28 protein-coding genes and 3 pseudogenes are annotated in these 25,046 nt (G+C 43.6%); 7 read left to right on the plus strand and 24 right to left on the minus strand.

The window, feature by feature from the left end:
* The first annotated feature begins 221 nt into the window (after positions 1–221).
* Positions 222–1,856, plus strand: a complete 1,635-nt coding sequence (locus MAE_RS22735) for an alpha-D-glucose phosphate-specific phosphoglucomutase (RefSeq protein WP_002796000.1) — start codon at positions 222–224, stop codon at positions 1,854–1,856.
* A gap of 286 nt (positions 1,857–2,142) precedes the next feature.
* Here MAE_RS22735 and MAE_RS22740 read toward each other — a convergent pair whose 3' ends face one another.
* The 7 genes and pseudogenes from MAE_RS22740 to MAE_RS22770 all read right to left on the minus strand — a co-directional run bounded on the left by MAE_RS22740 (position 2,143) and on the right by MAE_RS22770 (position 6,836).
* Positions 2,143–2,553, minus strand: coding sequence for a TerB family tellurite resistance protein (locus tag MAE_RS22740; RefSeq protein WP_002760083.1), 411 nt, complete (start codon positions 2,551–2,553; stop codon positions 2,143–2,145).
* Complete coding sequence (locus MAE_RS22745) at positions 2,543–3,895, minus strand: 16S rRNA (cytosine(967)-C(5))-methyltransferase (protein ID WP_012267617.1); 1,353 nt, start codon at positions 3,893–3,895, stop codon at positions 2,543–2,545. Before MAE_RS22745 ends, MAE_RS22740 begins: the two co-directional genes overlap by 11 nt.
* Positions 3,892–4,443, minus strand: a complete 552-nt coding sequence (locus MAE_RS22750; RefSeq protein ID WP_002760078.1) for an alpha/beta hydrolase — start codon at positions 4,441–4,443, stop codon at positions 3,892–3,894. The genes MAE_RS22745 and MAE_RS22750 overlap by 4 nt, the downstream gene beginning before the upstream one ends.
* 267 nt (positions 4,444–4,710) lie before the next feature.
* Positions 4,711–5,222: pseudogene (locus MAE_RS30805) on the minus strand (ISNCY family transposase); the annotation flags it as partial.
* Positions 5,223–5,476: 254 nt separating this feature from the next.
* Positions 5,477–6,037 (minus strand): annotated as a pseudogene (locus MAE_RS28015) (hypothetical protein); the annotation flags it as partial.
* Between the two features lie 195 nt (positions 6,038–6,232).
* Positions 6,233–6,553 (minus strand): annotated as a pseudogene (locus MAE_RS35405) (hypothetical protein); the annotation flags it as partial.
* The gene (locus MAE_RS22770) at positions 6,540–6,836 is read right to left on the minus strand and encodes a hypothetical protein (RefSeq protein WP_041804305.1); all 297 of its coding nucleotides are present in this window, start codon (positions 6,834–6,836) and stop codon (positions 6,540–6,542) included. The pseudogene MAE_RS35405 and the gene MAE_RS22770, both read right to left, overlap by 14 nt.
* Before the next feature lie 199 nt (positions 6,837–7,035).
* Here MAE_RS22770 and MAE_RS22775 point away from each other — a divergent pair, with 199 nt between their 5' ends.
* Positions 7,036–8,292 carry an AAA-like domain-containing protein gene (locus MAE_RS22775; protein WP_012267622.1) on the plus strand — a complete coding sequence of 419 codons (1,257 nt, stop codon included), beginning with the start codon at positions 7,036–7,038 and terminating at the stop codon, positions 8,290–8,292.
* 176 nt (positions 8,293–8,468) lie between these two features.
* Complete coding sequence (locus MAE_RS22780; RefSeq protein ID WP_012267623.1) at positions 8,469–9,590, plus strand: AAA-like domain-containing protein; 1,122 nt, start codon at positions 8,469–8,471, stop codon at positions 9,588–9,590.
* Here the strand turns inward: MAE_RS22780 and MAE_RS30810 are convergent.
* Genes MAE_RS30810 through clpS form a run of 3 tightly spaced genes read right to left on the minus strand, consistent with a single transcriptional unit; the run spans position 9,521 to position 11,157 of the window.
* Positions 9,521–9,994 (minus strand): hypothetical protein, encoded by a 474-nt coding sequence (locus MAE_RS30810; protein ID WP_080507048.1) that lies wholly within the window; start codon positions 9,992–9,994, stop codon positions 9,521–9,523. The genes MAE_RS22780 and MAE_RS30810 overlap by 70 nt on opposite strands.
* 52 nt (positions 9,995–10,046) lie before the next feature.
* Positions 10,047–10,877 carry a CPBP family intramembrane glutamic endopeptidase gene (locus tag MAE_RS22790; RefSeq protein WP_012267625.1) on the minus strand — a complete coding sequence of 277 codons (831 nt, stop codon included), beginning with the start codon at positions 10,875–10,877 and terminating at the stop codon, positions 10,047–10,049.
* Entirely contained in the window at positions 10,870–11,157 is a 288-nt protein-coding gene (clpS, locus tag MAE_RS22795; protein WP_002738526.1) for an ATP-dependent Clp protease adapter ClpS, read from the minus strand. The genes MAE_RS22790 and clpS overlap by 8 nt, the downstream gene beginning before the upstream one ends.
* A 200-nt stretch (positions 11,158–11,357) precedes the next feature.
* Here clpS and MAE_RS22800 point away from each other — a divergent pair, with 200 nt between their 5' ends.
* Together MAE_RS22800 and MAE_RS22805 are read left to right on the plus strand one after the other, a co-directional pair.
* Complete coding sequence (locus tag MAE_RS22800; RefSeq protein ID WP_012267627.1) at positions 11,358–11,858, plus strand: hypothetical protein; 501 nt, start codon at positions 11,358–11,360, stop codon at positions 11,856–11,858.
* 23 nt (positions 11,859–11,881) lie between these two features.
* Positions 11,882–14,035, plus strand: a complete 2,154-nt coding sequence (locus tag MAE_RS22805; RefSeq protein WP_050766317.1) for a tetratricopeptide repeat protein — start codon at positions 11,882–11,884, stop codon at positions 14,033–14,035.
* Between the two features lie 87 nt (positions 14,036–14,122).
* Here MAE_RS22805 and MAE_RS22810 read toward each other — a convergent pair whose 3' ends face one another.
* The 12 genes from MAE_RS22810 to MAE_RS22860 form a co-directional block, all read right to left on the minus strand.
* Complete coding sequence (locus MAE_RS22810; protein WP_012267629.1) at positions 14,123–14,326, minus strand: hypothetical protein; 204 nt, start codon at positions 14,324–14,326, stop codon at positions 14,123–14,125.
* 160 nt (positions 14,327–14,486) lie between these two features.
* Entirely contained in the window at positions 14,487–14,720 is a 234-nt protein-coding gene (gene rpmE, locus MAE_RS22815) for a 50S ribosomal protein L31 (RefSeq protein WP_002760058.1), read from the minus strand.
* Between the two features lie 19 nt (positions 14,721–14,739).
* A complete protein-coding gene (gene rpsI / locus MAE_RS22820) occupies positions 14,740–15,153 on the minus strand; it encodes a 30S ribosomal protein S9 (RefSeq protein ID WP_002760057.1) in 414 nt (137 codons plus the stop codon).
* A 4-nt stretch (positions 15,154–15,157) separates the two neighbouring features.
* Positions 15,158–15,613, minus strand: a complete 456-nt coding sequence (rplM, locus tag MAE_RS22825) for a 50S ribosomal protein L13 (protein WP_002735375.1) — start codon at positions 15,611–15,613, stop codon at positions 15,158–15,160.
* Between the two features lie 123 nt (positions 15,614–15,736).
* Positions 15,737–16,567 carry a tRNA pseudouridine(38-40) synthase TruA gene (truA, locus tag MAE_RS22830; RefSeq protein ID WP_012267630.1) on the minus strand — a complete coding sequence of 277 codons (831 nt, stop codon included), beginning with the start codon at positions 16,565–16,567 and terminating at the stop codon, positions 15,737–15,739.
* Between the two features lie 2 nt (positions 16,568–16,569).
* Positions 16,570–16,920: a 50S ribosomal protein L17 gene (rplQ, locus tag MAE_RS22835; protein ID WP_002760055.1), complete on the minus strand. Its 351-nt coding sequence runs from the start codon at positions 16,918–16,920 to the stop codon at positions 16,570–16,572.
* A gap of 21 nt (positions 16,921–16,941) precedes the next feature.
* The gene (locus MAE_RS22840; RefSeq protein ID WP_002796019.1) at positions 16,942–17,883 is read right to left on the minus strand and encodes a DNA-directed RNA polymerase subunit alpha; all 942 of its coding nucleotides are present in this window, start codon (positions 17,881–17,883) and stop codon (positions 16,942–16,944) included.
* 193 nt (positions 17,884–18,076) lie between these two features.
* Positions 18,077–18,469: a 30S ribosomal protein S11 gene (gene rpsK, locus MAE_RS22845; protein WP_002735413.1), complete on the minus strand. Its 393-nt coding sequence runs from the start codon at positions 18,467–18,469 to the stop codon at positions 18,077–18,079.
* Positions 18,470–18,508: 39 nt separating this feature from the next.
* A complete protein-coding gene (rpsM, locus tag MAE_RS22850) occupies positions 18,509–18,892 on the minus strand; it encodes a 30S ribosomal protein S13 (RefSeq protein WP_002735415.1) in 384 nt (127 codons plus the stop codon).
* A 93-nt stretch (positions 18,893–18,985) separates the two neighbouring features.
* Entirely contained in the window at positions 18,986–19,099 is a 114-nt protein-coding gene (rpmJ, locus tag MAE_RS30815; protein ID WP_012593611.1) for a 50S ribosomal protein L36, read from the minus strand.
* Between the two features lie 127 nt (positions 19,100–19,226).
* Complete coding sequence (gene infA / locus MAE_RS22855) at positions 19,227–19,457, minus strand: translation initiation factor IF-1 (protein ID WP_002737109.1); 231 nt, start codon at positions 19,455–19,457, stop codon at positions 19,227–19,229.
* Between the two features lie 441 nt (positions 19,458–19,898).
* Complete coding sequence (locus MAE_RS22860; RefSeq protein ID WP_012267632.1) at positions 19,899–20,165, minus strand: YciI family protein; 267 nt, start codon at positions 20,163–20,165, stop codon at positions 19,899–19,901.
* A gap of 159 nt (positions 20,166–20,324) precedes the next feature.
* Here MAE_RS22860 and MAE_RS22865 point away from each other — a divergent pair, with 159 nt between their 5' ends.
* Together MAE_RS22865 and glcD are read left to right on the plus strand one after the other, a co-directional pair.
* Positions 20,325–20,876 carry a 2'-5' RNA ligase family protein gene (locus tag MAE_RS22865; protein ID WP_002796021.1) on the plus strand — a complete coding sequence of 184 codons (552 nt, stop codon included), beginning with the start codon at positions 20,325–20,327 and terminating at the stop codon, positions 20,874–20,876.
* A gap of 146 nt (positions 20,877–21,022) precedes the next feature.
* Entirely contained in the window at positions 21,023–22,489 is a 1,467-nt protein-coding gene (glcD, locus tag MAE_RS22870) for a glycolate oxidase subunit GlcD (protein WP_002796022.1), read from the plus strand.
* 29 nt (positions 22,490–22,518) lie between these two features.
* Here the strand turns inward: glcD and MAE_RS22875 are convergent, their stop codons facing one another.
* Both MAE_RS22875 and MAE_RS22880 read right to left on the minus strand, forming a co-directional pair.
* Positions 22,519–23,283: a hypothetical protein gene (locus tag MAE_RS22875; RefSeq protein ID WP_012267633.1), complete on the minus strand. Its 765-nt coding sequence runs from the start codon at positions 23,281–23,283 to the stop codon at positions 22,519–22,521.
* A 170-nt stretch (positions 23,284–23,453) separates the two neighbouring features.
* Positions 23,454–24,863, minus strand: coding sequence for an IS4 family transposase (locus MAE_RS22880; protein ID WP_012263965.1), 1,410 nt, complete (start codon positions 24,861–24,863; stop codon positions 23,454–23,456).
* Between the last annotated feature and the right edge of the window lie 183 nt (positions 24,864–25,046).

A 25,046-nucleotide genomic window follows, 5' to 3' on the forward strand; every position in this document is an offset into this window, starting at 1 on the left:
TTTTATTTGTTTTCCCTTCCCCCCACTTCCCTATCTCCCCACTCCCCTATCTCCCCCCGCAACGCGCACGAAGTGGTCTCCCCACTCTCCTAGACTTTTTAAACAGGATTTAGTATCACAGGGGACTCCCCAGCTGTTGTCTTTCCTAGCTGATTTCTTGGCTGTCAACCTACTGCTATATACTTAAGTTGAGAATTGCGTCGGCCTATCAAGAAAAGACTATGACGATTGAAACCGTTGCCACAAAACCCTTTAGTGACCAGAAACCGGGGACTTCTGGATTGCGAAAATCCGTTCCCGTTTTTCAACAACCCCATTATCTGGAAAATTTTATTCAAGCTATCTTCAATACTTTAGACGGTATCGAGGGTCAAACCCTAGTTGTCGGTGGAGATGGTCGTTATTATAACCGTCAAGCTATTCAAACTATCCTGAAAATCGCCGCCGCTAACGGTATCGGTAGAATCCTCGTCGGAACCGATGGTATTGTCTCCACTCCCGCTATTTCTGGGTTAATTCGCGAAAATAACGCTTTTGGCGGTATTGTTCTCTCTGCTAGTCATAACCCCGGCGGTCCAGAGGGGGATTTTGGCATTAAGTACAACATTACTAACGGCGGACCGGCCCCGGAAAATATCACCGATGCAATTTATGCCGAGACTAAGGTGATTAGCAGTTATAAAATCCTCTTAGGGGCCGATATTAATCTCGATCGCCCCAGTTCCTTTAAACTGGGAACTATGGATGTGGAAGTGATCGATGCGGTCACTCCCTACGTCAAAATGATGGAAAAGATTTTTGATTTCGATCGCATTCAGGCCCTACTCACTTCAGGTAAGTTTAAAATGTGCATGGATTCTCTCCACGCGGTGACGGGTCCCTACGCTTATGCCATCTTTGAACAGCGTTTAGGTGCGCCCAAAGGTACAGTATTAAATGGTATTCCCCTAGAGGATTTTGGTGGTGGTCATCCCGATCCTAACCTAGTCTATGCCCATGATCTGGTAGAAATTCTCTTTGGTCAAGAGGCTCCGGATTTTGGGGCTGCTTCCGATGGAGATGGCGATCGCAATATGATCCTCGGTCGGAATTTTTTTGTCACCCCTAGTGATAGTTTAGCTGTACTGACTGCCAACGCTCATCTAGTACCGGGCTATCAAAATGGTATCACGGGAGTGGCGCGATCGATGCCCACCAGTGCGGCGGCCGATCGAGTAGCGGCTAAACTGGGAATTGACTGTTATGAAACTCCCACCGGTTGGAAATTCTTCGGTAATTTGTTAGATGCGGGGAAAGCAACCCTTTGCGGTGAGGAAAGTTTCGGCACGGGTTCCAATCATATTCGCGAAAAAGATGGTTTATGGGCGGTTCTTTTCTGGTTAAATATTTTGGCAGTTAAAGGGGAATCTGTAGAGGAAATTGTTCGCAGTCATTGGCAAGAATTCGGTCGTAATTTCTATTCTCGCCATGATTATGAAGAAGTCGCCTTAGAACCGGCTAAAGAGATGATGGCACGTCTCCAGAAGCTGGTTTTAGACCTTAAGGGTAAACAATTTGGTAACTATGAAGTGGAATATGCCGATGATTTTAGCTATACGGATCCCGTGGATGGTAGTGTGAGTAAAAATCAAGGCATTCGCATTGGTTTTACCGATGGTTCTCGGATTATTTATCGTCTATCGGGTACGGGAACTAAAGGAGCAACTCTCCGGGTTTATCTAGAAAGTTATGAACCGGACGCGAGTAAACACGATATCGACACCCAAAAGGCCCTACAACCCTTAATTGATTTAGCCGAAGAAATCGGTCAAATTCGTCAATCTACCGGACGGGAACAACCAACGGTTATTACCTAAAATCTAGGGATCAGCTATCAGTTTTTATCGGGGAATTTTTTGACCTGCTGACCACTGATAGCTCCTCCTTAATTAGGGTTTGCTGAATAAATCTAAAAACCTTGTGTATAAGACTTTTAGACTTTTTGGTTTCCAAAAAGTACCAGATATGGGAGTGATCGGGGGGAAAATTCAGGTACTTTTTCCCTGAAAATTGGGTAATTGACCCCCTCAAAATCAGTAAAACCCTACACCCTACACCCTACACCCTACACCCTGCCCCCAGGAAAAACTTTTTCAGCAGACCCTAATTACTTCCAGTAATTGCCCTGTGGTACAATTTCTGAATTCCCGTGACTAATTTATCTAACATCGATCGATGGCTATCATGAGTCGGATCGAAACTCTGCACTTTGGTTAATAATTTCGCTTCCTGTATATCCACGTCGTCATCGCTATAGATTAAAGTGCTAATCGATGTTAGTAGATCTTGATAGATTTCTGGACTAGGATTATCGCCTAAATAGGACTCTAACCATCGATAACATTCACTGGTTTTAACTGGTTTTAGTTCCGATAATAGTGGTTTTATCTCCGGATCATCATCAAGTTTTTCCCTCACAGCTACCTGTCGTAAATAATTTCTTTCTGATGGTTGAATGACACCATCAATCCAAGCAACACCGATGAGAATTTTCAGTAATTGTTTATTTTTCATCCCACACTTCCTTGACTAACTTAGCCATAAAAAAACCGTCTTGATTATGCCGATGGGGTAACACTTCGATCGCTCCCGTTTCTGTATAGTATTCTGAGACGCATGAATTAGAGTCAGGAGTGGCCATTTTCCAATCGGGATGAGCGGCTAAAAACTGCTCGATCACTCTTTCATTTTCTAACGGATCGAGAGTACAGGTGGCATAAACTAAGATTCCCTTCGGTTTTACCCAAGTGGCAGCCGAGGCTAAAAGTTCCCCCTGTCGTTTGGCTAGTACAGGTAAATTTTCGGGTGTTTGTCGCCAACGTATATCAGGACGCTTGTGCAGGGTTCCCAATCCTGAACAGGGAGCATCGATTAGTACACGATCGGCGATGCCGTGCCACTGGGGACGATCGCGACTATCCCCTAGATGTATTTCGATCGCTTTTAAGTCTAATCTTTTAATATTGGCTTCTAACTGTCGTAAACGGGATGCCGTTTGATCACAGGCTAATATTCTACCCCGATCGCCCATTAATTCGGCAATATGAGTGGTTTTTCCCCCCGGTGCCGCACAAGCGTCGATAATTGTCTCTCCGGGCTGGGGATCGAGGAGATAAGTGACTAATTGGGCGCTAATATCCTGTAGGGTGTAATTTCCGGCTCGAAATCCCTCTAAACGCTCAATATTGCCTAAACCAGAGGTTAAACGGCAAGCTAGAGGTAATTTAAGATGATGAAAGGTTATATTGGCTGATTCTAACTCATTTTCTAGGGCTTCTCGGCTAGTTTTCAGGGGATTAATCCGAATATCGAGGTCAGGAGAGCGATTAAACCATTGACACAGTTGTTCCGTTTCCGTAACACTAAAGCGATCTAACCACAATTGCACCAACCAATCGGGGAAACTGTGGAGAATACCCAATCTAGAAGCGGTATTTTCCGGTAAAAGTAAAGGATCGTCGCCATTAGCAGTTAAACGGAGATATTGCCGCAGCATTCCGTTAACCACCGCCGCTAATTTGCCTAAATGACTGATTTTAGTTAATTCTACCGCCGTATTCACCGCCGCCGATGGGGGAATCTGGGATAGATAACGCAGTTGATAAAGACCAATATGGAGAATTCGCCGTAAATCCGGGGGTTGCTGGGCCGCGGTTTTTTTCCCCAAGCGATCGAGCAGCGCATCCAAAGTTCTTTGTCGGCGGATTATACCATAAACAATCTCCGTTGTCAAGGCTGTGTCAAGACAATTTAAGGAACTAGCGGACAAATGGCGATCAAGAGCGCGATCGGGATAGGCGGAGGAGCGATCGATATCCCGTAAAATCAGCAAAGCCAGCTGACGAGCATTATTCATGCAGTTTCTAGACGATTGCGGAGGAATTGGCGTAAAATAGTCAGTGCCGGAATCGGGATTTCGTGACCCATATTTAACTCGTGATATTCGACGTTAACCCCCAAACCAAGCAGTAAATCTCTGGCTTGACGAGCAGCAGCGATAGGAACGACGGGATCCTGCTTACCATGAACAATTAAGACATTTTGTGGGCCTTGGGGATGGGGTTCACCGTGCAGATAACCACTCAAGGAACCCAATCCCGCCAAGGGTAAGGATAAACCCACATCCAGCGTCATCGCTCCCCCTTGGGAAAAACCAGTCAAAAAAGTACGCTCTAGGGGAATGCCGGTGGTTGCTTCCAGGGAAATAATCCAATCGTGCAACTGTTGACGACTAGGGACTAAACCTTGATAATCGGAGGTTTCTAAAGCATACCAGGCGCGTCCCCCCGGCACTTGCGGATGATCGAAGGGAGCATTAGGAAACAAAAATTGACAATCAGCCAGATCCAACATCGATGCAAGGGGGGCCAGATCCATGGCATCTGCACCCCAACCGTGCAGCATGATCACTAGATAGCGAGCGGGATTTTCTGGGGAAGGGGGAATGACAATCGGGTTAAAAGACAGGGTTTTTTCCTCGCAATTCTCTTTTTTATCTATTCTATAGCGGTTTTCCCCGGGGTGAGATGGGTGTTGGGGGAGTCTTTTCAGTGATCAGCTTCTGAAGGCAAAAGGCACTCATGCAAAAGGCAGCTTTATTCTCCCAACTCCGGCGCTCCCAACTCCCATCACCCCACACCCCACACCCCACACCCTGTCCCCAGGAAAAACTTTTTCAGCATACCCTAAATAGCAACCAATAATTTCCCTTGTCTTTCTATCAATTAACCGCCAAATATAAACCTTTATCGTCTTAGAAAAAACCCAAGACCACATCTCATCACATTCTCTAAACAATTTACCTTTTGGTTTGTCCGAAACCTTTACTTGACGGGGAACAGCCGCCAGTTTATTGTTGACATAATTTTGTAACCATGACCAACTTACCCCTGTTACTCTCGCAATTCCTCGCAAGGAAATTCGTTCGAGCAAGAGTTGATCAATTAATTGTTTGGTTTCGTCAGAGACGGTTTTATTAGTGGGATTGATCACCAACGGTTGACCACATTCTTTACCTTGACGTTTGGGTTTTCCATTATGAATAGAACCATTCTTGATAGTATGGTGAGAACCACAACGCTTGACAGGGGAATAGAGGTGAAGGGGGTATTTTGTTCGGTGCTAGACTGATATTTGAGTAAGCCAGACAGGAGCCAGAAAAAGATATTTATTATAAAAGTCATGCTCAAGCTAGAGGTTTAAAGACTGAGCGGGTTGCAATTATTTTTATTAATAAATATTTTACACAATTCATACCAGGTAAGCAAGAGGGCTACGCCACTACTACCGAATCATTACCACATCGGTTACTTTTTTTCTGGTTCAGATGGCGAGAATTGTCAGGAAAAGTCAACCCGTCACTCCCCCTCAAGGATTTTTATCAATTCCAGTTAATCGATAAAAGCAGTACAAGTGTATTTAATTAACTGTCCGACGTTTAATTTATCGTACTATTCCCCTGTTCTATTTCTCCCAGTCTTATTAAAATTTCTGATTGATCTGGGTGATTTCTAATTTTATTGATCTCTTCATAAGTAACCTCCATAATATCAAATAATAACCATATTAATCTTTCTCTCTTATCCTCGTCACTAAAATTTCCCCCGATGATAGCGTTTAATCTTCCTTGATATTTCTCTTGCGTTTCTTTCAGTGGAAATCTACTGATTAATTCTTGGATGTATTCCTGAAGAGTAACTATTTGAAAACAATTAAATCTAGGCTTGATAGACATATATAGGCTGGTTTTCTTGTTTCCCAATTTCTTTTGGAAAGGCTCAATAATAGATGCTTGAAATTGTTTGTACAACCCTAATATCTTTTTGATCAGACTGGAGACAGGATTAATTGTCGATAAGCTAAATCCACCCATTACTTGGTCGATTTGTTCTAAATTAGGGTTTAAGGAACTAATAATAAAACCGAAGACCAGAGCAATGATTAAACCAACATATACATTATCCTCGATTGAGCTTAATAGAGAAAATATAAATTGAATAAGGCTCTTCGGTAATTGTTATGCAATGGACGGGGGTTATAAGGGATGGAACCCTTATATAGAAAGGCATTTAGCGATTTTTGTCAATTGTTTTTTATCTAGAGCGAACTAATCAATTAAGTCTCTTGCCAGATAAGGATTTAGTCGATTTATGCCCCCCTATCGAACCATACCAAGTAACGAAGAACCTTGAATAAAAAGGTATAAGAGTATTGATATAAGAACTTTGAGAATTAATAACCTAACAAAAGTATTTAAAAAATCCTTTTTTAAATCGGGAAATAAATGACGAATCCTAAAAGCTGAGAAATAGCTACTTCCAGTTTCAACTGCTACTCCAATAATTATCGCAGTCACGACAAAAGGCCACCGATCTTCTCCCAGAAGTTTCCGTATTTCACTAGAAAGGTCGGTGGCGGCAGCTGTCTGAGAATCTACCAAAAATAGGTAATGGGTGAATGAACTGAAAAAAGGAAACTTATCTAATTCCGTTAGAACCTGACTACAAAATACCATTTACCCTCAGCCAACGAGTTTTCCAAGTGGGAGTAAAGATTTTGTAGCTTTCTTCTTCATTGACTTTGATATAGCCTTTGTCCGCTAGTTTTTCTAATTTATCTTGTAAGTCAGCTTCTCCAATTCTATCTGTTTCAATTTCAAAGCTCAAGGCAGTGGCAGCCCTAACTTTGAGTAAATCAGATAAAAGAGACTTCTCCGCGGAGGTTAAATAATTGTCAGACTTAGCTGAAGTCCCAGAATCACCCTTGTCTTTGGACTTAGAAGGAAATATGTCAAGCATTCTGTTTTGTGTAGTTTATAAATACACTTCGACCAGTACATCTTGATCCTCAGTCATGACTCTCTGAGTTCATGACTGAGATATGTCTGAGTTTTTTGCGATAAAAGCGTAAACGACCACTCTAATCTCTGATCTCATGACTGAGATATGTCTGAGTTTTTTGCGATAAAATAGAGATTGCGTCGATTGATGGAAGTTTATGGGGCGATCGCTTAAAGTAAAATCAGAATATATCCCTAGAGTCAAACAAGCAGTTAAACTCAATGGTTACGCAAGTCAAGAGCTGCTTGCTGAGGATTTAGGATTCGCAAAATCGACTATTAGCCTTTTTCTTAACGGTAAATCGATTAGTAATCTCAATTTTTTTGAAATTTGTCAAAAATTAGCCCTTGATTATCGAGAAATCACTGACTGGGATGAGTTGGAGGAAACAGCTGCTGCCACGTCTGAGGATGAGGGAGAAAACCGGGCTGCGGATTTTTCCAAGTATATTGAACGTCCTCCAGTGGAACAGCTTTGTCTGGAGACGGTGAGTCAAGCAGGTTCATTATTGCGGATTAAATCAGCCAAGGGGATGGGTAAAACCCTATTAGTCGATAGAATTTTGAGTCAAGTTGACAAAAGAGAGTATAAAACCGTCAGTTTCAGTTTTTTACAAGCAAGTAAAGGAATTCTCGGCGATTTAGACCGATTGCTCTCTTGGTTTGCTTTGATTATTTCCAAGAAATTAGGATTAGCAGCTCTCTTTCAGGAAAAATGGCAAGAAGGATTAGGACTTTATAGCTGTACTGCCTATTTTGAAGACCATTTGCTCAAAAAGCTGGATAAACCCCTAATTTTAGTTTTAGAGGAGATAGATAGTCTCTTTGCCTATACCAGCGTTGCCGACGATTTCCTTAGTTTATTTCGTCTTTGGCACGAGGAGGCAAAAAATAATAATACTTGGCAAAAGTTACACTTAATTATCACCTATTCCACAGAAAATTATGTTCCTGCTGACCTGAATAAATCTCCTTTCAATGTAGGAACAGAAATCCTGTTACCTGATTTTACTCTAGAACAGGTCTTGACTCTAGCTAATAAATATCAGGCTAACTTGGGAAAAGATGAACTGCAAAGAATAATTAATCTTGTCGGGGGACATCCCTATTTAATCCAAAAGGCGATTTATGGGATTAGCCAAAAACAACTGTCTTTAGCAGATTTTTTAGAGACAGCAGCCACGGAAGCGGGGATTTATGGGGATCATTTGCGAGGACATTTGCTAAACTTACAAGAACATCCAAACCTAGCAGCAGGAATGAAAAAGGTTGTAGAGTCCTCTTCTCCCGTTGATTTAGGTGCAGCAATTAATTGGCAACTTCATAGTTTAGGATTAGTAACCTTTGTGCAGAATGCTGTTCAACCCCGTTATCCACTATACAGCGACTATTTTAGGTATCGCCTATCCTCCTAAAATCCAATATATTGAGTTAAACTGTTGTACATCTAAATCTAATATTCGTTTTCACCTGTTCCCCGTTCCCTCATCGAATCCAGAACTTTAAATGCGGACTAGCTTAGGCACAGATAACCTTTGATTAAATTATTCATCGAACTTAACCAATCAGACAAATTGCTAATTTTAATGCTATGGCGACCAATTTTTATCATATTGGAGGCAGCGTCCCCCTAAATGCACCTAGTTATATCAAGCGGGAAGCAGATGATATATTTTATGACTATCTAAAAAATGGACAGTATTGCTATGTGTTAAATTCCCGTCAGATGGGAAAATCAAGTTTGTGGGTACAGACACAAAAACGACTGCAAGAGGATAATATTGATTGTGCTACCATTGATTTGAGTGGTATAGGAAAAAACATCTCCGAAGATATTTGGTATCGAGTATTATTTGAGCAACTGGTTAAACGATTTGATCTTTCTATTCGGGGAAAAGAGCAAACTTGGTGGGATGAACGAGCCTATAAATCAGCTATTAATCGTCTTGATCAATTTGTTGAGGACATTCTCTTAAAGGAGGTATCCCGACCTATTGTTATCTGTTTTGATGAAATTGATAGCGTTCTGAGTTTAAAATTTTCCACAGATGATTTCTTTGCTTGGCTGCGTAGCTGTCATGAAAAACGTCCTCATAATAGGGATTACCAACGTCTAACCTTTTGTATGTTGGGGGTAGCGGCAGTTTATAACTTTATTCTAGATAATAATCGTAGTCCTTTTAATATTGGTCAAGATATTCGATTATCTGGATTTACTATAAGGGATGCCAGAAAACTTGCCGAGGGATTGCAGGACAAAGTTCCCAATCCACAAGGGGTTTTAGAGGAGGTTATAGACTGGACAGGTGGACAACCATTTTTAACTCAAAAAATTTGTCGTTTAATCTCCACATCTCGCCCTGAATTTGGCAAGGAATCCCCAGCAAACCCGATTAATGTCGGCGATTTTATCCAGTCGCAAGTAATTAGTAACTGGGTATCTCAAGATAGTCCAGAACACCTAAAAACTATTCGGAATCGTTTATTAAATAAGCGTGTCACGGGTAGAAGAATGCTGAAGCTTTACCTAGAAATTTTAAGAAATGGTGAAATTACCGATGATGGTAGTCTTGATCAAATAGAATTACGCTTAACGGGATTGGTAGTTGAAGACCGACAAAAGTTAAAAGTTTATAATAAGATTTATAGAAATGTTTTTAATGAAACTTGGGTGACAACCGATGAACGACCTGGCCACAATTTTTGGAATTGACTGTATTGATTATTGGGGGTTAAAATTTCCAAGAAAAATCCTGTACCACCAGAGAAACTATTCCCTAGTTCTGATGTATTACCAAACATTAAACCGAAACCAAACATCCAATAAGCCAAGGCAGAAACACAGAAGACAATTAGGTTTTTAGCTAAGACATTAGTGGCGTTATTAGTACGACAAAAACCCGTTTCCAGCATGGCAAAACCCGCATTCATAAAGAATACTAACGAGCCGGCTATTAACATCCAGAGATTAGCAACTAAATCCAGAGTAGAATTATTTAAATCTTGTGCTGTGACTTTGCCTACACCGATCAACAGCATGACAATAAGAGAGAAACAAAAAGATAGGATATTACGCAAACGCGGGCGATATTCTAGAAAAGATAATAATCGATTCATCGGCTATAACTCTCATGGGCAATTTCCCCTTTATAGTAATTGATTTAATCCCCTATCGTTCACTCAAAACTGCTTTTTTTCTGATCCAGATAGCGAGAATTGTCAGGAAAAGTAAACCCATCACTCCCGCTAAAGGATTTTTATCGATTCCAGTTAACCAATCGGGAACAGTACCAGTGTATTTAATTAACTGACCCACATTTAATATATAGTATGCCCAGATTAAACCCGCGTGCAGACCGATGCTTTTACCCAAATTACCACCACAGGCGCGTTTTGCCCAACCGAGAATCAATCCTAGCAAGACTAAGGCAGGAAATTGGGGAAAAGTGCGGATAATTTCGGCTAAAGGTTTAATAAAGTGAGCAAGAGCGAAAATTAAGGCACTAATCACTAGAGCGATAGCGGGACGATAATCCTTTTCTAATTCTCCCAGTAACCAGCCCCGAAATAGCAATTCTTCGGCGAAACCCACCGCTAAAGCGACTAAAAACCCCTCCAGGATGATTTTGCCGATTTGGGGATTTGCGGGTAAGAAATTTAACCAACCTAGGAACGCTTGGGACAGAAAAAGCGAGAAAGTGAAAAATAGACCGATCGCTAACCCGTTAATTAACTCGATCGGCGTTTTTCTTCGCCAAATCAACCCATAATCGGCTAATCCCTCATCGCCATAAATTGTCCGTCCCCACCAATGGGATAACCCCAAAAATTCCAGATAGAGAACAGAAAGGGTCAAAATTGAGACAAGATTAGCATTAGTGGCAAAAAAGTGATAGAGGGGAAGTGCGATCGGCAACCAGAGAAAAAGTAAGAGCAAAATAAAAATTCCCAGTCGCAGGGGGACTGGGTAAGTGGCAATTACCCGCAATCTTTTATTCATCGGGTTCGATGCTGCTGGTTAAACCTTTATTTTTCAAGGTTTCACAGTAAAATTCCGCGTGTTCTTGGATGCAGGTAATCACCAAGGCCGTACCATTAGTGTGCGCTTCCATCATGATATCAACTGCTTGGGGTTGCGTCATACCGGCGATCGTTTGCATTAAACTCTGAACCACATACTCCATCGAGTTAAAGTCGTCATTGTGGAGTAAAACGCGATAACGCGGCGCTGGTTTACGGATTGTCGCTGTGGAACGCTTTTCGATCACTTCTGTGGACACCGTTTCTCTCCTTTGAATCTATATCGCAAATACAGGTCAATTACTTAATGATCATAATCAAAATTTCCAGATTGAGCTAGGCTTTTTCTGTGATCCGTGAGGGGGTTGGGTGTTGGGGAGTGGGGGACAGCCAAAGGAATGACATTTCTAGATAGATAGATCATAATTGAATTAATTGGCTAATTTAAGCTTATTTTTCCATGGCTACTGACGAATTACAAAACCTCGAAGACAATATTCAACGCTTAAAACAACAATTAGCGGGAATCCGCGATGCGTGGACAGGTGCGCGTCCAGAAGATAAAGTTCTTTTGCAGCAACGCATAAACGATAAGCGCATAGAAATTAAAGAATTGGAACGAGAAAAATGGGATTTAATCGCCAGCGAGAGTCAAGAAGCATCTTTTCCTGATGCCGAGGTAATGGTAGCAGAAATTGTCACAGAATTGACGGCAATTACCAAAGAACCACCCTCAGAACTTGCTTCTGCACAAATCTTAGAATTATTAAATCAAATTCTGGCTAAACTCAATCAACCAGAGCGATCGGCAGCAGCCAAATTAAAAGCGGCCATATCTACTATACCCCCTTTTGTTTCCCTGACCTACGAAGCGGAATTAGATACTGAGTCAACTTTTAAGCGTTATTTTCCCACATTTAATCGTGCGATCGCAGGAGTGAAAAATCGTCTAAAAAAGTAAGTATTCCCTCTATCCCTAGTAATGTGGGCAAAAGTACGGTTAATTTTGTCGGGAGGGAAGATGAGTTAACCTTAATTCATCAGAAATTGCAAACAGAACAAGGGGTGATTGTTTGCGCGGTGGAAGGGTTAGGGGGAATAGGAAAAACCGCTTTAGCTTTGGAATATGCGAAACGATACCAACAGGAATACGCGGCACAATATTGGTTATCCTTGCGACTATCGGGTTTAGCAGAAGAAATAGTTAAATTAGCCGCTCCCTATCTATCTTTACCAGAAATATTGAAAAAAGAATCTTTAGAAAAACAAGTGTACTGGTATTGGCAAAATTGGCTACCTCAGCAGGGAAAATTATTATTAATTCTCGATGATGTCCCCAATATCGACAGAATTCCCGATCGAATGTTACCAAAAGATTCTAGGATTAAGATATTAGTCACCACTAGGGAAAGGTGTCTTAGTACGGAATTTGAGTCTATAGCTTTAGATGTTTTACCCTTAGATAAATGTGTGGAATTATTAACCAAAATTGTTGGTACTGCTAAAGTTGAGCAAGAAAAAGCTTTAGTAGAACAGATCTGTCACGAAATTTTAGGACGCTTAACCTTAGCAGTGGAGTTAGTGGGGGAATATTTAGCGAAAAATCGTCATTTAAAGTTTAGCCATTTACGCGATAAATTAAATTTAGCTCATACTGCTTTAACCAAGGAAAGAAACCACAGAGATTATGGACATTTAGGGGTAGCAGCCGCAATTAAAATCAGTTGGGATGATTTAAGTTCTGCTGTTCAAAAAGTGGCAATACTGTTGAGTTTATTCGCACCAGTGGCTATTGCTTGGACGTTGCTAGAAGATACGGCAAAATCCACGGAAATTACCGAAAGCGAACTAGAAGAAGCGCGGGGACAATTGGATAATTCTCATCTGATGCAACCCGTGGATGAGGACTATTCTTTTTATCGGATTCATCCCCTCGTGAGAGAATTTTTTCAACAGCAATTACAGGAAATTCCTAAGATAAATTCTCTTTATCGATGCGCTTTTGTGGAAACTTTGTTAACCATTGCCGAAAATATCCCGCAAACCCCCACAAGGGAGATTATTGCAGCAGTAACTCCCGCAATTCCCCATCTGCAACTTGTCAGTCAAACCATGTTAGATGATATTCCCAACCTGGAAGATAATTTAATTCAGGTGTTTCTTGGGGTAGCTTTGTTTTATAAGGGACAGGGAGAATATGATTTAGCAGCAGTTCCCTTAACAAAATGTTGTGAAGAAATCCAATCTCGCTTAGGAGAAAACAATCTCTATTTTGCTAGCAGTCTCAATAATTTAGCACTATTATACAAACCCCAAGGCAGATACGCAGAAGCGGAACCCTTGTATAAGCGCTCCCTTTCTCTGATAAAACAGCTATTAGGAGAAAACCATCCTAGTGTTGCTACCAGTGTCAATAATTTAGCACTCTTATATCAATGCCAAGGCAGATACACAGAAGCAGAATCGTTGTATAAGCACTCCCTTTCTCTAAGGGAACAACTATTAGGAGAAAACCATCTCGATGTTGCACAAAGTCTCAATAATTTAGTAGTGCTATACGAATACCAAGGCAGATACGCAGAAGCGGAACCCTTATGTAAGAGATGCCTTTCTCTGATAGAACAGCTATTAGGAGAAAACAATCTCTATTTTGCTACCATTCTCAATAATTTAGCGGAATTATACCGCTTCCAAGGCAGATACGCAGAAGCGGAACCCTTGTCTAAGAGATGCCTTTCTCTGAAAGAACAGCTATTAGGAGAAAACCATCCCGATGTTGCACAAAGTCTCAATAATTTAGCTTTTTTGTACCAATGCCAAGGCAAATACGCAGAAGCGGAACTGTTGTATAAGCGCTCCCTTTCTCTGCGGGAACAGCGATTAGGAGAAAACCATCCTAGTGTTGCTAAAAGTCTCAATAATTTAGCGGTATTATACGAATCCCAAGGCAGATACGCAGAAGCGGAACCGTTGTATGTGAGAGCTATTGCTATTTATCAAGAAAGATTAGGAGAAAATCATCCCCATACCCAAAAAGTAAGGCAAAATTTTATGATTCTGTTGTCGCGATTATCCGATGAAGAATTACAGCAAAGATTCCCCGATGAGATAGTTAATCTCTTAAAAAGTATCAGGTAGGTAAAAAAATATATATCTCCTTCCCCGGTTTTACTGGGGAGCGCTCAGTTTCCGGGAGATCCTAACCAAGCTTCTCAATCTTCTAGTTCAAAAAAATCGAATAAAGCTGCTGCCTTCCTTTAAATACGCGCAAAAAAGTCCCGTACAACTGGCAAAATTTTGTCTTTGCTCTGTATCTTTTATTTGCTTGACTTTTTGAGCAACTTGTGCTAATAAATCTGGGAGCGAGTCTAAAAATAGGGTGTAGGCAACGGTATGCGATCGCCAATACCGCATCAGATTATACTTCATATTTATGAGAAAAGCAGTATGAAGACAGGCACTGATGCAAAAGGGAGAATAAATAATCAGTTTTTAATAACCGGATTTAGTATGACCCTAGCAGCCTAAAAATAGCAAAAAACCCGGTGGGAAAATCTCCCCACCGGGTCAAAAAGGCAAAAGTAAAGAATTATTTCTGATCGGCCTTTTTGCTTGACTTATCGCCCATTTTGTACTTACGCAAGAAGCGATCGACCCGGCCCTCCGTATCGATCATCTTCTGGGTTCCCGTATAAAAAGGATGATTACCCGACCAAACCTCCACATGAATTTCTGGTTTTGTCGAACCCACCGTCATCACCAGTTCACCATTACAGATCACCTTAGCTTCCGGATACCAAGTAGGATGAATTTTTTTCGGCATAATAAACCTCTCTATTAACCTAACGTTTCGAGTATTGAGGCGCTTTGCGCGCTTTGTGAAGACCGTATTTTTTCCGTTCCTTCGCCCGGGGATCCCGAGTCAGATAACCTTCACTCTTGAGGGGAGGACGATTTTCCGGCGCTAATTGACATAAAGCTCTAGCGACACCCAATTTCACCGCGTCCGCTTGGCCGGTCAAACCACCGCCCTCGGCCTTAACGATGATATCATACTCGTTTTCCAGTCCCAAAGTCTCCAGAGGAGCCTTGATCGTCTGGATATAGGTGGGAATGCGGTTAAAATGGGTTTCTCCATCGCGACCGTTAACGGTAATTGCCCCCGTCCCCGGCACGAGACGCACGGCAGCGACCGCCGATTTGCGTCGTCCCGTTCCCCAATAAACTACCTTATTTTTACTGTCCGTGGCTTGCATTGACTTAATTTCCTCCTGCGGGAATCGTATTAATCGCTAAAACTTCCGGTTGTTGTGCCTGATGGGGATGTTCCGCACCGGCATAAACTTTCAGTTTCGTGAACAATTTCCGACCTAAGCTATTTTTCGGGAGCATTCCCTTAACAGCGTGTTCGATAATCCGTTCGGGAATGCGTTTTTGCAGTTTATCGAAGCTTTCTACCTTCATACCACCCGGTCTGCCGGAGTCGCGGCGATAAACTTTCTGTTGGCGTTTTTTGCCCGTCACCGTCACTTTTTCAGCGTTAATAACAATGACAAAATCCCCCGTATCCAGATGGGGGGTGAAAGTGGCTTTATTTTTGCCCCGTAGAATCATAGCGATCTCGGTGGCCAGACGACCTAGACGCTGATCGGCCGCATCAATGACGTACCATTTCTGCTCTAGAGTCTCTAAATTTGGTAGAGGTGTTTTGTTCATGGTGAGTTTGCCTTGGTTTACAAAAATAATTTTTTTTATTGCCGACCTGGGTGTTGGGGTGTTGGGGTGTTAGGGTGTTGGGGTGTTGGGTTTTAGTTGAAATTCCCCTATTCCCCCATTACCCTATTCCCCTATCCCCTCTGCTCGGAAATAATAAAGAGGCTGAGTCTCGAACCAGACGCTATCGGCAAAGGGAAAATCGGCGTAACCCACCCGCAGTAAACATAGTCCTTTAGCTGGTGCGGCGTATTTGACCAATTCTCGGCGCTGATTGACCCAGATGTCGGTAAAGTTTTCTAGCGATCGCTCACCAGTTCCCACCTCCACCAACATTCCCACCAATAGGCGCACCATCCCGTACAAAAAGCCATTGGCTTGAATTTCCATCTGTACAAACGGCCCTTGACGGTAGCATTCCACCCCTTGTACTTCTACCCAGGAATGGTCACGACTAGAGTTAGCACGGTGAAAGGCGGCCAGATGGTGCTTACCCAATAGAGGCTTTAAGGCCCTGGCCATCACATCGGCATCGAGGGGACGATGGTAGTAGTGCCAACTAAAGGGGCTAACAAAGAGATTGGGGATGGGGTCGGTATAGAGGGTGTAACGATAACGTCGCCAGAGGGCCGAGAAACGGGCGTGCCAGCGATCGGGAACCCGGCCCGAGGCCCGGATGACGATATCGTCATCTAGCCGAGCATTGAGAACCTTGGCCCAATGGGAAGGTGGGATCGGACTCTGCTGCTCGAAATGGGCAACTTGGGCGGCGGCGTGAACACCGCTATCGGTACGTCCGGCCCCGTGCAGAGTGACGTCATGACCGAGAATATCGGCCAGAGCCTTCTCGATTTCTTCCTGCACGCTCCTGTGATCGGGTTGCCGTTGCCAGCCGTGGAAATTAGTTCCCACATACTGGATAACTAGGGCGATCCGCGACTGGTGGCAAGCTGTCATCTTTACATCAGTTCGATAATCGCCATGGGGGCATTGTCCCCGCGACGGCGCAGGGTACGCACTACCCTGGTATAACCGCCGTTACGGTTGCCATAACGGGCCTGGGCTCCTTCAAAGAGGGCATGAACCAGTTGTTTATCGTAGATGTAGCCCATAGCTTGGCGACGGGCGCTCAGGGAACCGTCTTTAGCTAGGGTGATAATGTGGTCTACCTCTGCTCGCACCGCTTTCGCTTTCGCTAGGGTGGTGGTGATCTGACCATGTAGAATTAGCTGGGTGGCCAAGCTGCGCAGCAGTGCCTTTCTTTGGTCAGCCGGCAGACCCAATTGAGGCACTTTACATCGATGTCTCATGGTATTTTCCTGGAATTGGGTTTACTTGCTTTTTTCTTGGGGTAGGGTGATGCCTAACCGTTTTTGTAGGGCTTCAATGACTTCTTCCGCCGATTTCTGCCCAAAGTTTTTGATTTCTAAGAGATCTTCTTGGCTGTAATCGAGGAGGTCGGCTACGGTGTTGATCTGCGCTCGCTTCAGGCAATTGTAGGCGCGCACGGATAATTGTAGTTCCTCGATCGGAATTTGGTTTTCTTGGTTGATCTCTTGGTCGTCAAAGTTACTGGAGGATTCGAGGGCGTTGAGATCCTTGAGCGGGTTAAAGAGATTAACTAGCATATCGGCCGCTTGGGAAAGGGCTTCTTTGGGGTTAATGCTCCCGTTTGTCCAAATTTCTAAGAGCAGACGATCTCTAGCTTGACCGCTTTCGGAACGGATATCTTCGACGCTGTAGTTGACTTTGGTTACGGGCATAAAAATCGAGTCGATTTGCAGAAAGTCTAGCGAAGTGGCTTCGTCTTTACTGCGATCGATCGCCCGATAGCCTTTGCCTTTTTCCACGCGAAATTCCATCTCTAGCTTGGCCCCTTCGGCTAGGGTAGCGACGTACTGATTGCGATCGACTATCTCGACTTCTGAGGGTAAATCGAATTGTGCCGCCACTACCGTCGCCGGTCCAGTTGCCACTAAACGCCCGATCTGGGTTTGATTGGTGTAGCTTTTCAGGATGATTTCTTTCATGTTGAGCATGAGTTCCATCACGTCCTCGCGTACTCCCTGGACGGTGGCAAATTCGTGATTGACTCCCGCGATCCGCAGGGCCGTCACGGCCGCCCCTTCCAGATTGGAAATGAGAATCCGTCTCAGGGCATTACCTACGGTCGTACCCTGGCCTCTTTCCAGAGGCTCTAGTACAAATTTACTGTACTGACTCTGATTCTTGTAAGTTTTTGCTTCTACACACTCGATTTGAAATTGCGCCACCGATTGACCTCCCTTGTTCAGTTATCAGTTATCAGTTATCAGTTATCAGTTTTCTCTAGCGTTCAGCATTTAACGTTCAGCGTTCAGTTTTTTGATCAGATGGTCTTTGACGACCCGATTCTCCTGCTGATGTGCGAAAAGCTAACGGCTGCCGGCCTCAAGATCCCTGTCACCTGAAAAAGCTGTTCACTGTTTACACTCTCCGGCGTTTGGGAGGACGACAGCCATTGTGGGGGATGGGGGTCACGTCCCGGATCAGGGTGATTTCTAATCCTGCTCCTTGCAGGGCCCGGATTGCGGTTTCCCGTCCTGCCCCAGGGCCGCTAACCATCACCTCTAGTTGACGCATTCCCTGTTCGATCGCTCGGCGGGCGGCGTTATCGGCGGCGGTTTGGGCGGCGAAGGGGGTTCCTTTTTTGGCTCCTTTAAAACCACTCGATCCCGCCGATGCCCAAGAGATCACATCGCCTTTGGTATCGGCGATCGTGACAATGGTATTGTTGAAGGTCGATTGAATGTGAGCGACTCCGGTAGGAATATTTTTCTTCTGTTTTTTGGGTCCGGTTTTTTTGGTTGGTCGCGCCATAGTTTTTCTTGATTGGGGGATATCGCAATGAATAAAAAATTATTTCTTGGAGGGGGCTTTTTTCTTCCCTGCCACTGTCACCCGACGACCGCGACGGGTCCGCGCATTGGTTCGCGTCCGTTGCCCGCGCACGGGTAATCCTAGCCGATGCCGACGACCTCGATAGGTGCCGATATCGGCGAGGCGTTTGATGTTCATCGCCTCCCAGCGTCTCAAATCCCCCTCGATTTGATAATTTGTTTCGATATAAGTCCGTAGCGCCGCCACGTCTTCATCGCTGAGATCCTTGACCCGAGTGTCAGGGTTAACACCCGTCGCAGATAAGACTTCTTGGGAACGCGATAGACCCACTCCGTAGAGGTAGGTCAGGGCGATTTCCACACGCTTATCGCGAGGTAGGTCTACACCAGCTATCCTTGCCACGCTTTTTCTTTCTCCCTATGAACGATTTTTTTTCCAAAAACGACTACAATTAACGGTAACGATTCTCTGCCCCAAGACAGTGACTTTGGTGGGTTAACCTTGTCTCTGCTTGTGTTTGGGGTTAGAACAAATTACCATGACTCGACCGCGCCGACGGATGACGCGGCACTTTTCGCACATTTTTTTGACAGACGCTCTAACTTTCATGCCTAACTATTCTGGCAACACTGCAAGCTTACTATTATATCAGATTTCTTTTACCCGTGTCACCTATTTTTTTTAAATAAATTTGGCCGCTTATTAGGCTTTTTGGCTTCTCTGCCCCTATTTATCGCTATTTTTTTTGATTTTTCAGGCGATAGGTAATTCTGCCTTTGGTTAGGTCGTAGGGGGTCAGTTCCACTTTGACTCGATCGCCGGGGAGGATTTTGATATAATTACGGCGGATTTTGCCAGATATATGGGCCAAGACGTTGAAACCGTTATCTAAATCCACCCTAAACATGGCGTTGGGCAAGGATTCGGTGACGGTTCCTTCCATTTCGATGAGATCTTGTTTAGACAAAGTTAATTCCTCAATTTCACTAGAGACAATTTAATTTAATGATCGGCAGCATCAACCGTGCTTTTAGCACAATTCCCCCAGTATAGCTTATCAGTTATCAGTGATCAGTAATCAGTAATCAGATGTGAGTTTTCAGTCCACAGCAAAAAAGCTCCCCATCTTCCCTCTCCCCCCGCAACGCGCACGAAGTGGTCTCCCGACTCCCCACTCCCCACCCCCATCTCCCCACTCCCAGGCAGTATTAACGAGTAATATTTAGATAATCAACAGCTTAACCTTGCTGTGTTTTCACTGATTACTGATACTAAATCCGTTGAGTCTAGGCTACATATCAGGACAGGCACTCATGCAAGAGGCAAGAGGCAAAAGTGTGAATAAATAATCAGTCTTTAATAACCAGATTTAGTATGATTACGGTTCAATGTTCCCTGAAAAGCTAGATTACTCGACGACAATTCGCCATTCATGGAGTTCGTATTCCACACAACCATTCTCGATTAAAGGATCGCGAGCTATAATTGCTTGAGCCTCCTCAAGAGAATCGGCCTGAAATAATAACATTCCGCCGCCCCTTTCTGCCCAATAACCAGTTTTTGCTGCTCGTCCTTGGCTAATTAAATCACGCACATAGTCCTTATGGGCGCTGACATAGCGATCGAAGGTAGTTTTATCAACAATGCCTTTTTCTATCTTGACAAACCAGGGCATAAATTCTCAGTAGGCTAGGACTGATTAACAACCCTATAATTATACCGATTAATCTTGGCCGTCAATGGTGCAATGTAACAGAGCTATACAATTGGCTAGAGTTGTTGAAGATTGCTAGAATCGAGATAATATCTTCATTTCTCTACCTTGCTTGTCTCCATGAATCAACCCCAGGGATCTCTATTTTTTATTGCGCTTTTGCCGCCGCCAGAAGTACAGGAAATTGCCACAAAAATCAAGGTAGAGTTTGCAGAAATTTACAATAGTCGCGCCGCCCTGAAATCGCCTCCCCACGTCACTCTCCAACCCCCTTTCCGGTGGAATTTAGAACAATTACCCGATTTAGAAAGATGTTTAGAGGAATTTGCCCGCTGGCACGCTCCTATTCCCCTAATTCTCCAGAATTTTGCCGCCTTTAAACCGCGAGTCATTTATATTAATGTCCAGAAAACCCCAGAATTATTAACCCTACAAAAACGGCTTTTACAGCAGCTAGAATCTTCCTTGAATATCATTGATAATGCCTCAAAAAGCCGAGCTTTTGCGCCCCATTTAACCGTTGGCTTCCGAGATTTAACTAAAGATAATTTCTGGAAAGCTTGGTCAAAATATGCTAATCAAGAGCTATTTTTTGAGGTGATGATCGATCAAATTACCCTCCTAATCCATAACGGTAAGCACTGGGAAATTTATCGGCAATTTTCTCTATAATCTGGACCCTTGGGGTTTCTATCTACAGAGGAAGGGGTTATAGTGCTAAAATAGGAGAGAGCAGCTTTTAAAGCTTCATTTCTGGCTTTTTTCCGATATTTTAACCCAGAGAGCCATTTTACTGCGACTCCGCCGCCCTGAAACCTATGTTACTCAAAAATCCCCCGAAAATCTCCCCCAATCTGATCAAACAGTTAGAAGCGATCCTTGGCAAAGATGGAGTCATCCGTCGCAAAGATGAATTATTAACCTACGAGTGCGATGGTATCACAGGATACAGACAAAGACCCGCTCTTGTGGTACTGCCTCGCAGCACCGCAGAAATTGCGGCGGTGGTGAAACTCTGTCACGATAACGAGATTGCCTGGGTAGCGAGGGGTGCAGGAACGGGCTTATCGGGAGGGGCGTTACCCTTAGAAGAGGGGATTCTCATCGTCACGGCGCGGATGAATCAGATTCTCAGGGTTGATTTAGATAATCAAAGGGTGGTGGTACAGCCCGGGGTGATTAATAATTGGGTGACGCAAGCAGTAAGCGGGGCGGGATTTTATTATGCACCGGATCCCTCTAGTCAAATTATCTGCTCGATCGGCGGTAATGTGGCGGAAAATTCCGGCGGGGTTCACTGTTTAAAATACGGCGTGACTACCAATCACGTTATGGGCTTAAAAATCGTCCTTCCCGACGGTTCAATTATCGATGTGGGGGGTGCGGTACCGGAACAACCGGGCTATGATTTAACCGGTTTATTTGTGGGTTCCGAGGGAACTTTAGGCATCGCCACGGAAATCACCCTAAGAATCCTGAAAACTCCGGAATCTATCTGTGTTTTACTGGCCGATTTTACCAGTATCGAGGCGGCGGGCCAAGCGGTGGCGGATATTATTAAATCGGGAATGATTCCGGCGGGGATGGAGATTATGGATAATCTCAGTATCAACGCCGTGGAAGATGTGGTGGCTACCGGCTGTTATCCCCGGGATGCCGAGTCAGTTTTGTTAGTGGAATTGGATGGTTTAGGGGTAGAAGTAACCAGGAATAAACATCGGGTTGCCGAGATTTGCCGTCAAAATGGGGCGAGAAATATCACCACGGCTAATGATGCCGAAACCCGCTTGAAACTCTGGAAGGGCAGAAAAGCGGCTTTTGCGGCGGCGGGGAAAATTAGCCCTAATTATTTTGTGCAAGATGGGGTGATTCCCCGCACTCAATTGGTCTATGTTCTTCAGGAAATTAAGGCTTTAAGTGAAAAATACGGCTATAAAATCGCCAATGTTTTCCACGCCGGTGATGGTAATTTACACCCGTTGATTCTCTACGATAATAAGGTGGAGGGGGCCTGGGAAGAAGTGGAAGAATTAGGCGGTGAAATTCTCAAGCTTTGTGTGCGGGTTGGCGGCAGTTTATCGGGGGAACACGGTATCGGCATCGATAAAAATTGTTATATGCCCGCCATGTTCAACGAGATTGACTTAGAAACTATGGGCTATGTGCGGGACTGTTTTAATCCCAAAGGTTTAGCTAACCCGGGGAAATTATTCCCCACCCCGCGCAGCTGTGGGGAAGCCGCTAATGCCAAAATACAAGGGTTTGCGGGGGTGGATGTGTTTTAGGTTATCGGCAAGTATTGACTGATTACTGATTACAGTCCACCTTGGGGTCCTAGGGGCAGATTGATATTAGAGGGGAAAACTGGGACTTGTCTTTCTAGAAAGCGTTGAGTGACTAATTCTCGGAAAATCTCTAGGTCTTTTTGCCATTGTCCCAGATATTGTTTGAGCAGATTTAATCGATCGCTACCCTCGGCCAGATTATAGTTAAAGTTGCCGGCAAATAATAGCGCCGCTAGGGTTTTGCCATCGGGTAATTGCAATTTTACCTCGTTAATCCCCACAGATAACTGAGAGGTTTCTAACTGATAAAGTAGATTGATGCCGGCTTGTAGGGGGGCTGTACCGAAATTGAGCCAGGGACCGGGGGCCAGAAGAGTTTCGGTGATATATTTTTTAGCGGCATCGGGGCTACTAGGGAGAGGAACAATGCTTTTCGGGGCGATACTCAGGGCTTGATATTCGGCTAAAGGGAGTTTATCTAGATATAAACCAACAATTTCTGGCAGTTTCAGTTTCAGGCTATCGGGAGAGTTAATTATCTCCACAAAGGTAATTGTCCGGGGTTGGGCGACGATGCTGATACCATTTTGAAAATTAACTTGAGCGTAATTAGGATTGAGTACCGGCTGGCCATTTAATTCCCAGTCGGGGGGAACTATTCCCGAATATTTGAGGAAATCAACCGTTAGCATGGCGGGATTGAGGCTTTTGGCTGTAATTGCGATGGAAAGTTCTTGTATTTCCCCCAAACTAGCCAGAGGTTGATTGGAGTTATTGTCAGTGGTGGTAATCATCAATTTTCTCCGTGGATATTTATGTTTTCTTTCTAAGTGGGTGGGGGTTAAAAATTGTTCAGATCCGCCCCTTATTAAGCCGGGAGCGGCACCCCCCTTATTAAGCTATCCATTAGTCACATCTTTCTTAACATAAAATTTGACAAAAAGAGAAAAGTGTGCCAGATGGCTCAAGGGGGTTCTATAGGGGGACTAATTTGATGAGATAGTTTCCAAGTCTGGCTGATATCATGTAACCTTCGCAGTCCCAACCAAATAGTTTTAACACCAGGTTCACCGTCACCTTTTCTACCTAAAAACCCCCCAAGAGAAGCAATCATTCTGACCGCTTCTCGAAAGGAGGGCGGCTTTTCAGGTGGCGGACTCTTTTTATGAATAGTGGCACACAAAGATTGCCATTCATGTTCTTCCAAAAAACTTTCACAACTCTCCTCTCCGTGTAAGCGTGCTTGATAGGTTAACCAAAGTAATCTCCAAGCTACAATTGAATAGGTAGCTAAGGCCATCTCAATTCTCCTACCCGTTTCTAATTGCAGTTTTTCTAATCCACAACCACTTTTTAAAACAAAATGATAGCGTTCTATTAACCAGCGATAACTATACCAGCGCACACAGGTTATCGCTGATTCAAAGCTACTAATGTCTAGGCTAGTTAAGAGCAGCCAACTGATAGGATTAACTCCGCTATGCGGATTTTCTTCTTCAGCTAAAATTACCTGTAATTTGACCGGTTGACGAGGGGTCGCCTTGGAGTGATGGCTAGGTACTTGTATTTCAAAACTGGCAAATCTAACTGTTAGTTTAGCTAGTCTAGCCTCGTGATTAGGATTGCGTTTTACTTGCACATCTAAGGTCCCACAGGCTTTTATTTCTCTGATGGATTGATGTAAATATTTAGGCTCTGAATGCCCTGACCTTTGCTTGTCTTCGAGATAGTTAACTTTTCGGTTATGAGTTCCTCGAATTAATAAATGAGAGTTAGGACTTCTTGATTGGGCAAATAAATCAAATATGTCTGCCTCACAATCTCCGATTGTTACTACTTGAATATCTTCGGGTATCTGTTGTTGTGTTTCTGACAAAGAATCTAACCATCTTTGACTTTCTTTTTCTTGGGTTTCTCTTTTTTTGCGTTGCTTGGCAATCCCTAAATTCTTTTCTTCTCTTGCCCAGACATATTGATTAATCAGTCCTAAAGGTATTCCGACTGGGGACACTCCTAAGGTGGTATGAACTTTGAGACCAAAGGATTTTTTATAATCTAGATAACCCATGCCTTTTTTGGCTTTTTGCGTCGTAAAGTCTAAACTTGTTGTGTCTTGCACTGCCAAAACTATTGGATGTTCTTTGATTCTTTCTACTGTACTTTTGGCCTGGGCGGCAATTATATCTGAGGGGTGAAAATAGGGGGAATTCCAAAAGTCGTAGGTGGCACTCGCTGCGGCTAGATTTCCTGAAGCTTGTGGCACACTTGTACTAGGTTGACTGGCCAAGTTTTCCACGATACTGATTAACCTTTTCTTTCTTCTGGTGTCCCCTAGGTCTGCATACTGTAATTCTTGGGCTGCCCATTTCTCCATTTTTTTGCTTACCTCCACCTTAATTCCTTCTTTCAAAACTATACCTATCAATCGTTTCCCCTTTTTTTAAGTTTCTTCTCTTTTTGTTAAGAAAGATCCGACTAATGGATAGCTTATTAAGGGGGGATTAAGGGGGGATCAAAGACAAAATCTATCTTCAATTTAATTGAAACCACTAACTTA

It is taken from the genome of Microcystis aeruginosa NIES-843, assembly GCF_000010625.1.
Lineage (GTDB): Bacteria > Cyanobacteriota > Cyanobacteriia > Cyanobacteriales > Microcystaceae > Microcystis > Microcystis aeruginosa.

Bases quoted from the DNA above. Each gene is read 5' to 3' on its own strand.
- MAE_RS22735 (WP_002796000.1), top strand. From the start codon at position 222: ATGACGATTGAAACCGTTGCCACAAAACCCTTTAGTGACCAGAAACCG.
- MAE_RS22740 (WP_002760083.1), bottom strand. From the start codon at position 2,553: ATGAAAAATAAACAATTACTGAAAATTCTCATCGGTGTTGCTTGGATT.
- MAE_RS22745 (WP_012267617.1), bottom strand. From the start codon at position 3,895: ATGAATAATGCTCGTCAGCTGGCTTTGCTGATTTTACGGGATATCGAT.
- MAE_RS22750 (WP_002760078.1), bottom strand. From the start codon at position 4,443: ATGCTGCACGGTTGGGGTGCAGATGCCATGGATCTGGCCCCCCTTGCA.
- MAE_RS22770 (WP_041804305.1), bottom strand. From the start codon at position 6,836: ATGCTTGACATATTTCCTTCTAAGTCCAAAGACAAGGGTGATTCTGGG.
- MAE_RS22775 (WP_012267622.1), top strand. From the start codon at position 7,036: ATGGGGCGATCGCTTAAAGTAAAATCAGAATATATCCCTAGAGTCAAA.
- MAE_RS22780 (WP_012267623.1), top strand. From the start codon at position 8,469: ATGGCGACCAATTTTTATCATATTGGAGGCAGCGTCCCCCTAAATGCA.
- MAE_RS30810 (WP_080507048.1), bottom strand. From the start codon at position 9,994: ATGAATCGATTATTATCTTTTCTAGAATATCGCCCGCGTTTGCGTAAT.
- MAE_RS22790 (WP_012267625.1), bottom strand. From the start codon at position 10,877: ATGAATAAAAGATTGCGGGTAATTGCCACTTACCCAGTCCCCCTGCGA.
- MAE_RS22800 (WP_012267627.1), top strand. From the start codon at position 11,358: ATGGCTACTGACGAATTACAAAACCTCGAAGACAATATTCAACGCTTA.
- MAE_RS22810 (WP_012267629.1), bottom strand. From the start codon at position 14,326: ATGAAGTATAATCTGATGCGGTATTGGCGATCGCATACCGTTGCCTAC.
- rpmE (WP_002760058.1), bottom strand. From the start codon at position 14,720: ATGCCGAAAAAAATTCATCCTACTTGGTATCCGGAAGCTAAGGTGATC.
- rpsI (WP_002760057.1), bottom strand. From the start codon at position 15,153: ATGCAAGCCACGGACAGTAAAAATAAGGTAGTTTATTGGGGAACGGGA.
- rplM (WP_002735375.1), bottom strand. From the start codon at position 15,613: ATGAACAAAACACCTCTACCAAATTTAGAGACTCTAGAGCAGAAATGG.
- truA (WP_012267630.1), bottom strand. From the start codon at position 16,567: ATGACAGCTTGCCACCAGTCGCGGATCGCCCTAGTTATCCAGTATGTG.
- rplQ (WP_002760055.1), bottom strand. From the start codon at position 16,920: ATGAGACATCGATGTAAAGTGCCTCAATTGGGTCTGCCGGCTGACCAA.
- rpsK (WP_002735413.1), bottom strand. From the start codon at position 18,469: ATGGCGCGACCAACCAAAAAAACCGGACCCAAAAAACAGAAGAAAAAT.
- rpmJ (WP_012593611.1), bottom strand. From the start codon at position 19,099: ATGAAAGTTAGAGCGTCTGTCAAAAAAATGTGCGAAAAGTGCCGCGTC.
- MAE_RS22860 (WP_012267632.1), bottom strand. From the start codon at position 20,165: ATGCCCTGGTTTGTCAAGATAGAAAAAGGCATTGTTGATAAAACTACC.
- MAE_RS22865 (WP_002796021.1), top strand. From the start codon at position 20,325: ATGAATCAACCCCAGGGATCTCTATTTTTTATTGCGCTTTTGCCGCCG.
- glcD (WP_002796022.1), top strand. From the start codon at position 21,023: ATGTTACTCAAAAATCCCCCGAAAATCTCCCCCAATCTGATCAAACAG.
- MAE_RS22875 (WP_012267633.1), bottom strand. From the start codon at position 23,283: ATGATTACCACCACTGACAATAACTCCAATCAACCTCTGGCTAGTTTG.
- MAE_RS22880 (WP_012263965.1), bottom strand. From the start codon at position 24,863: ATGGAGAAATGGGCAGCCCAAGAATTACAGTATGCAGACCTAGGGGAC.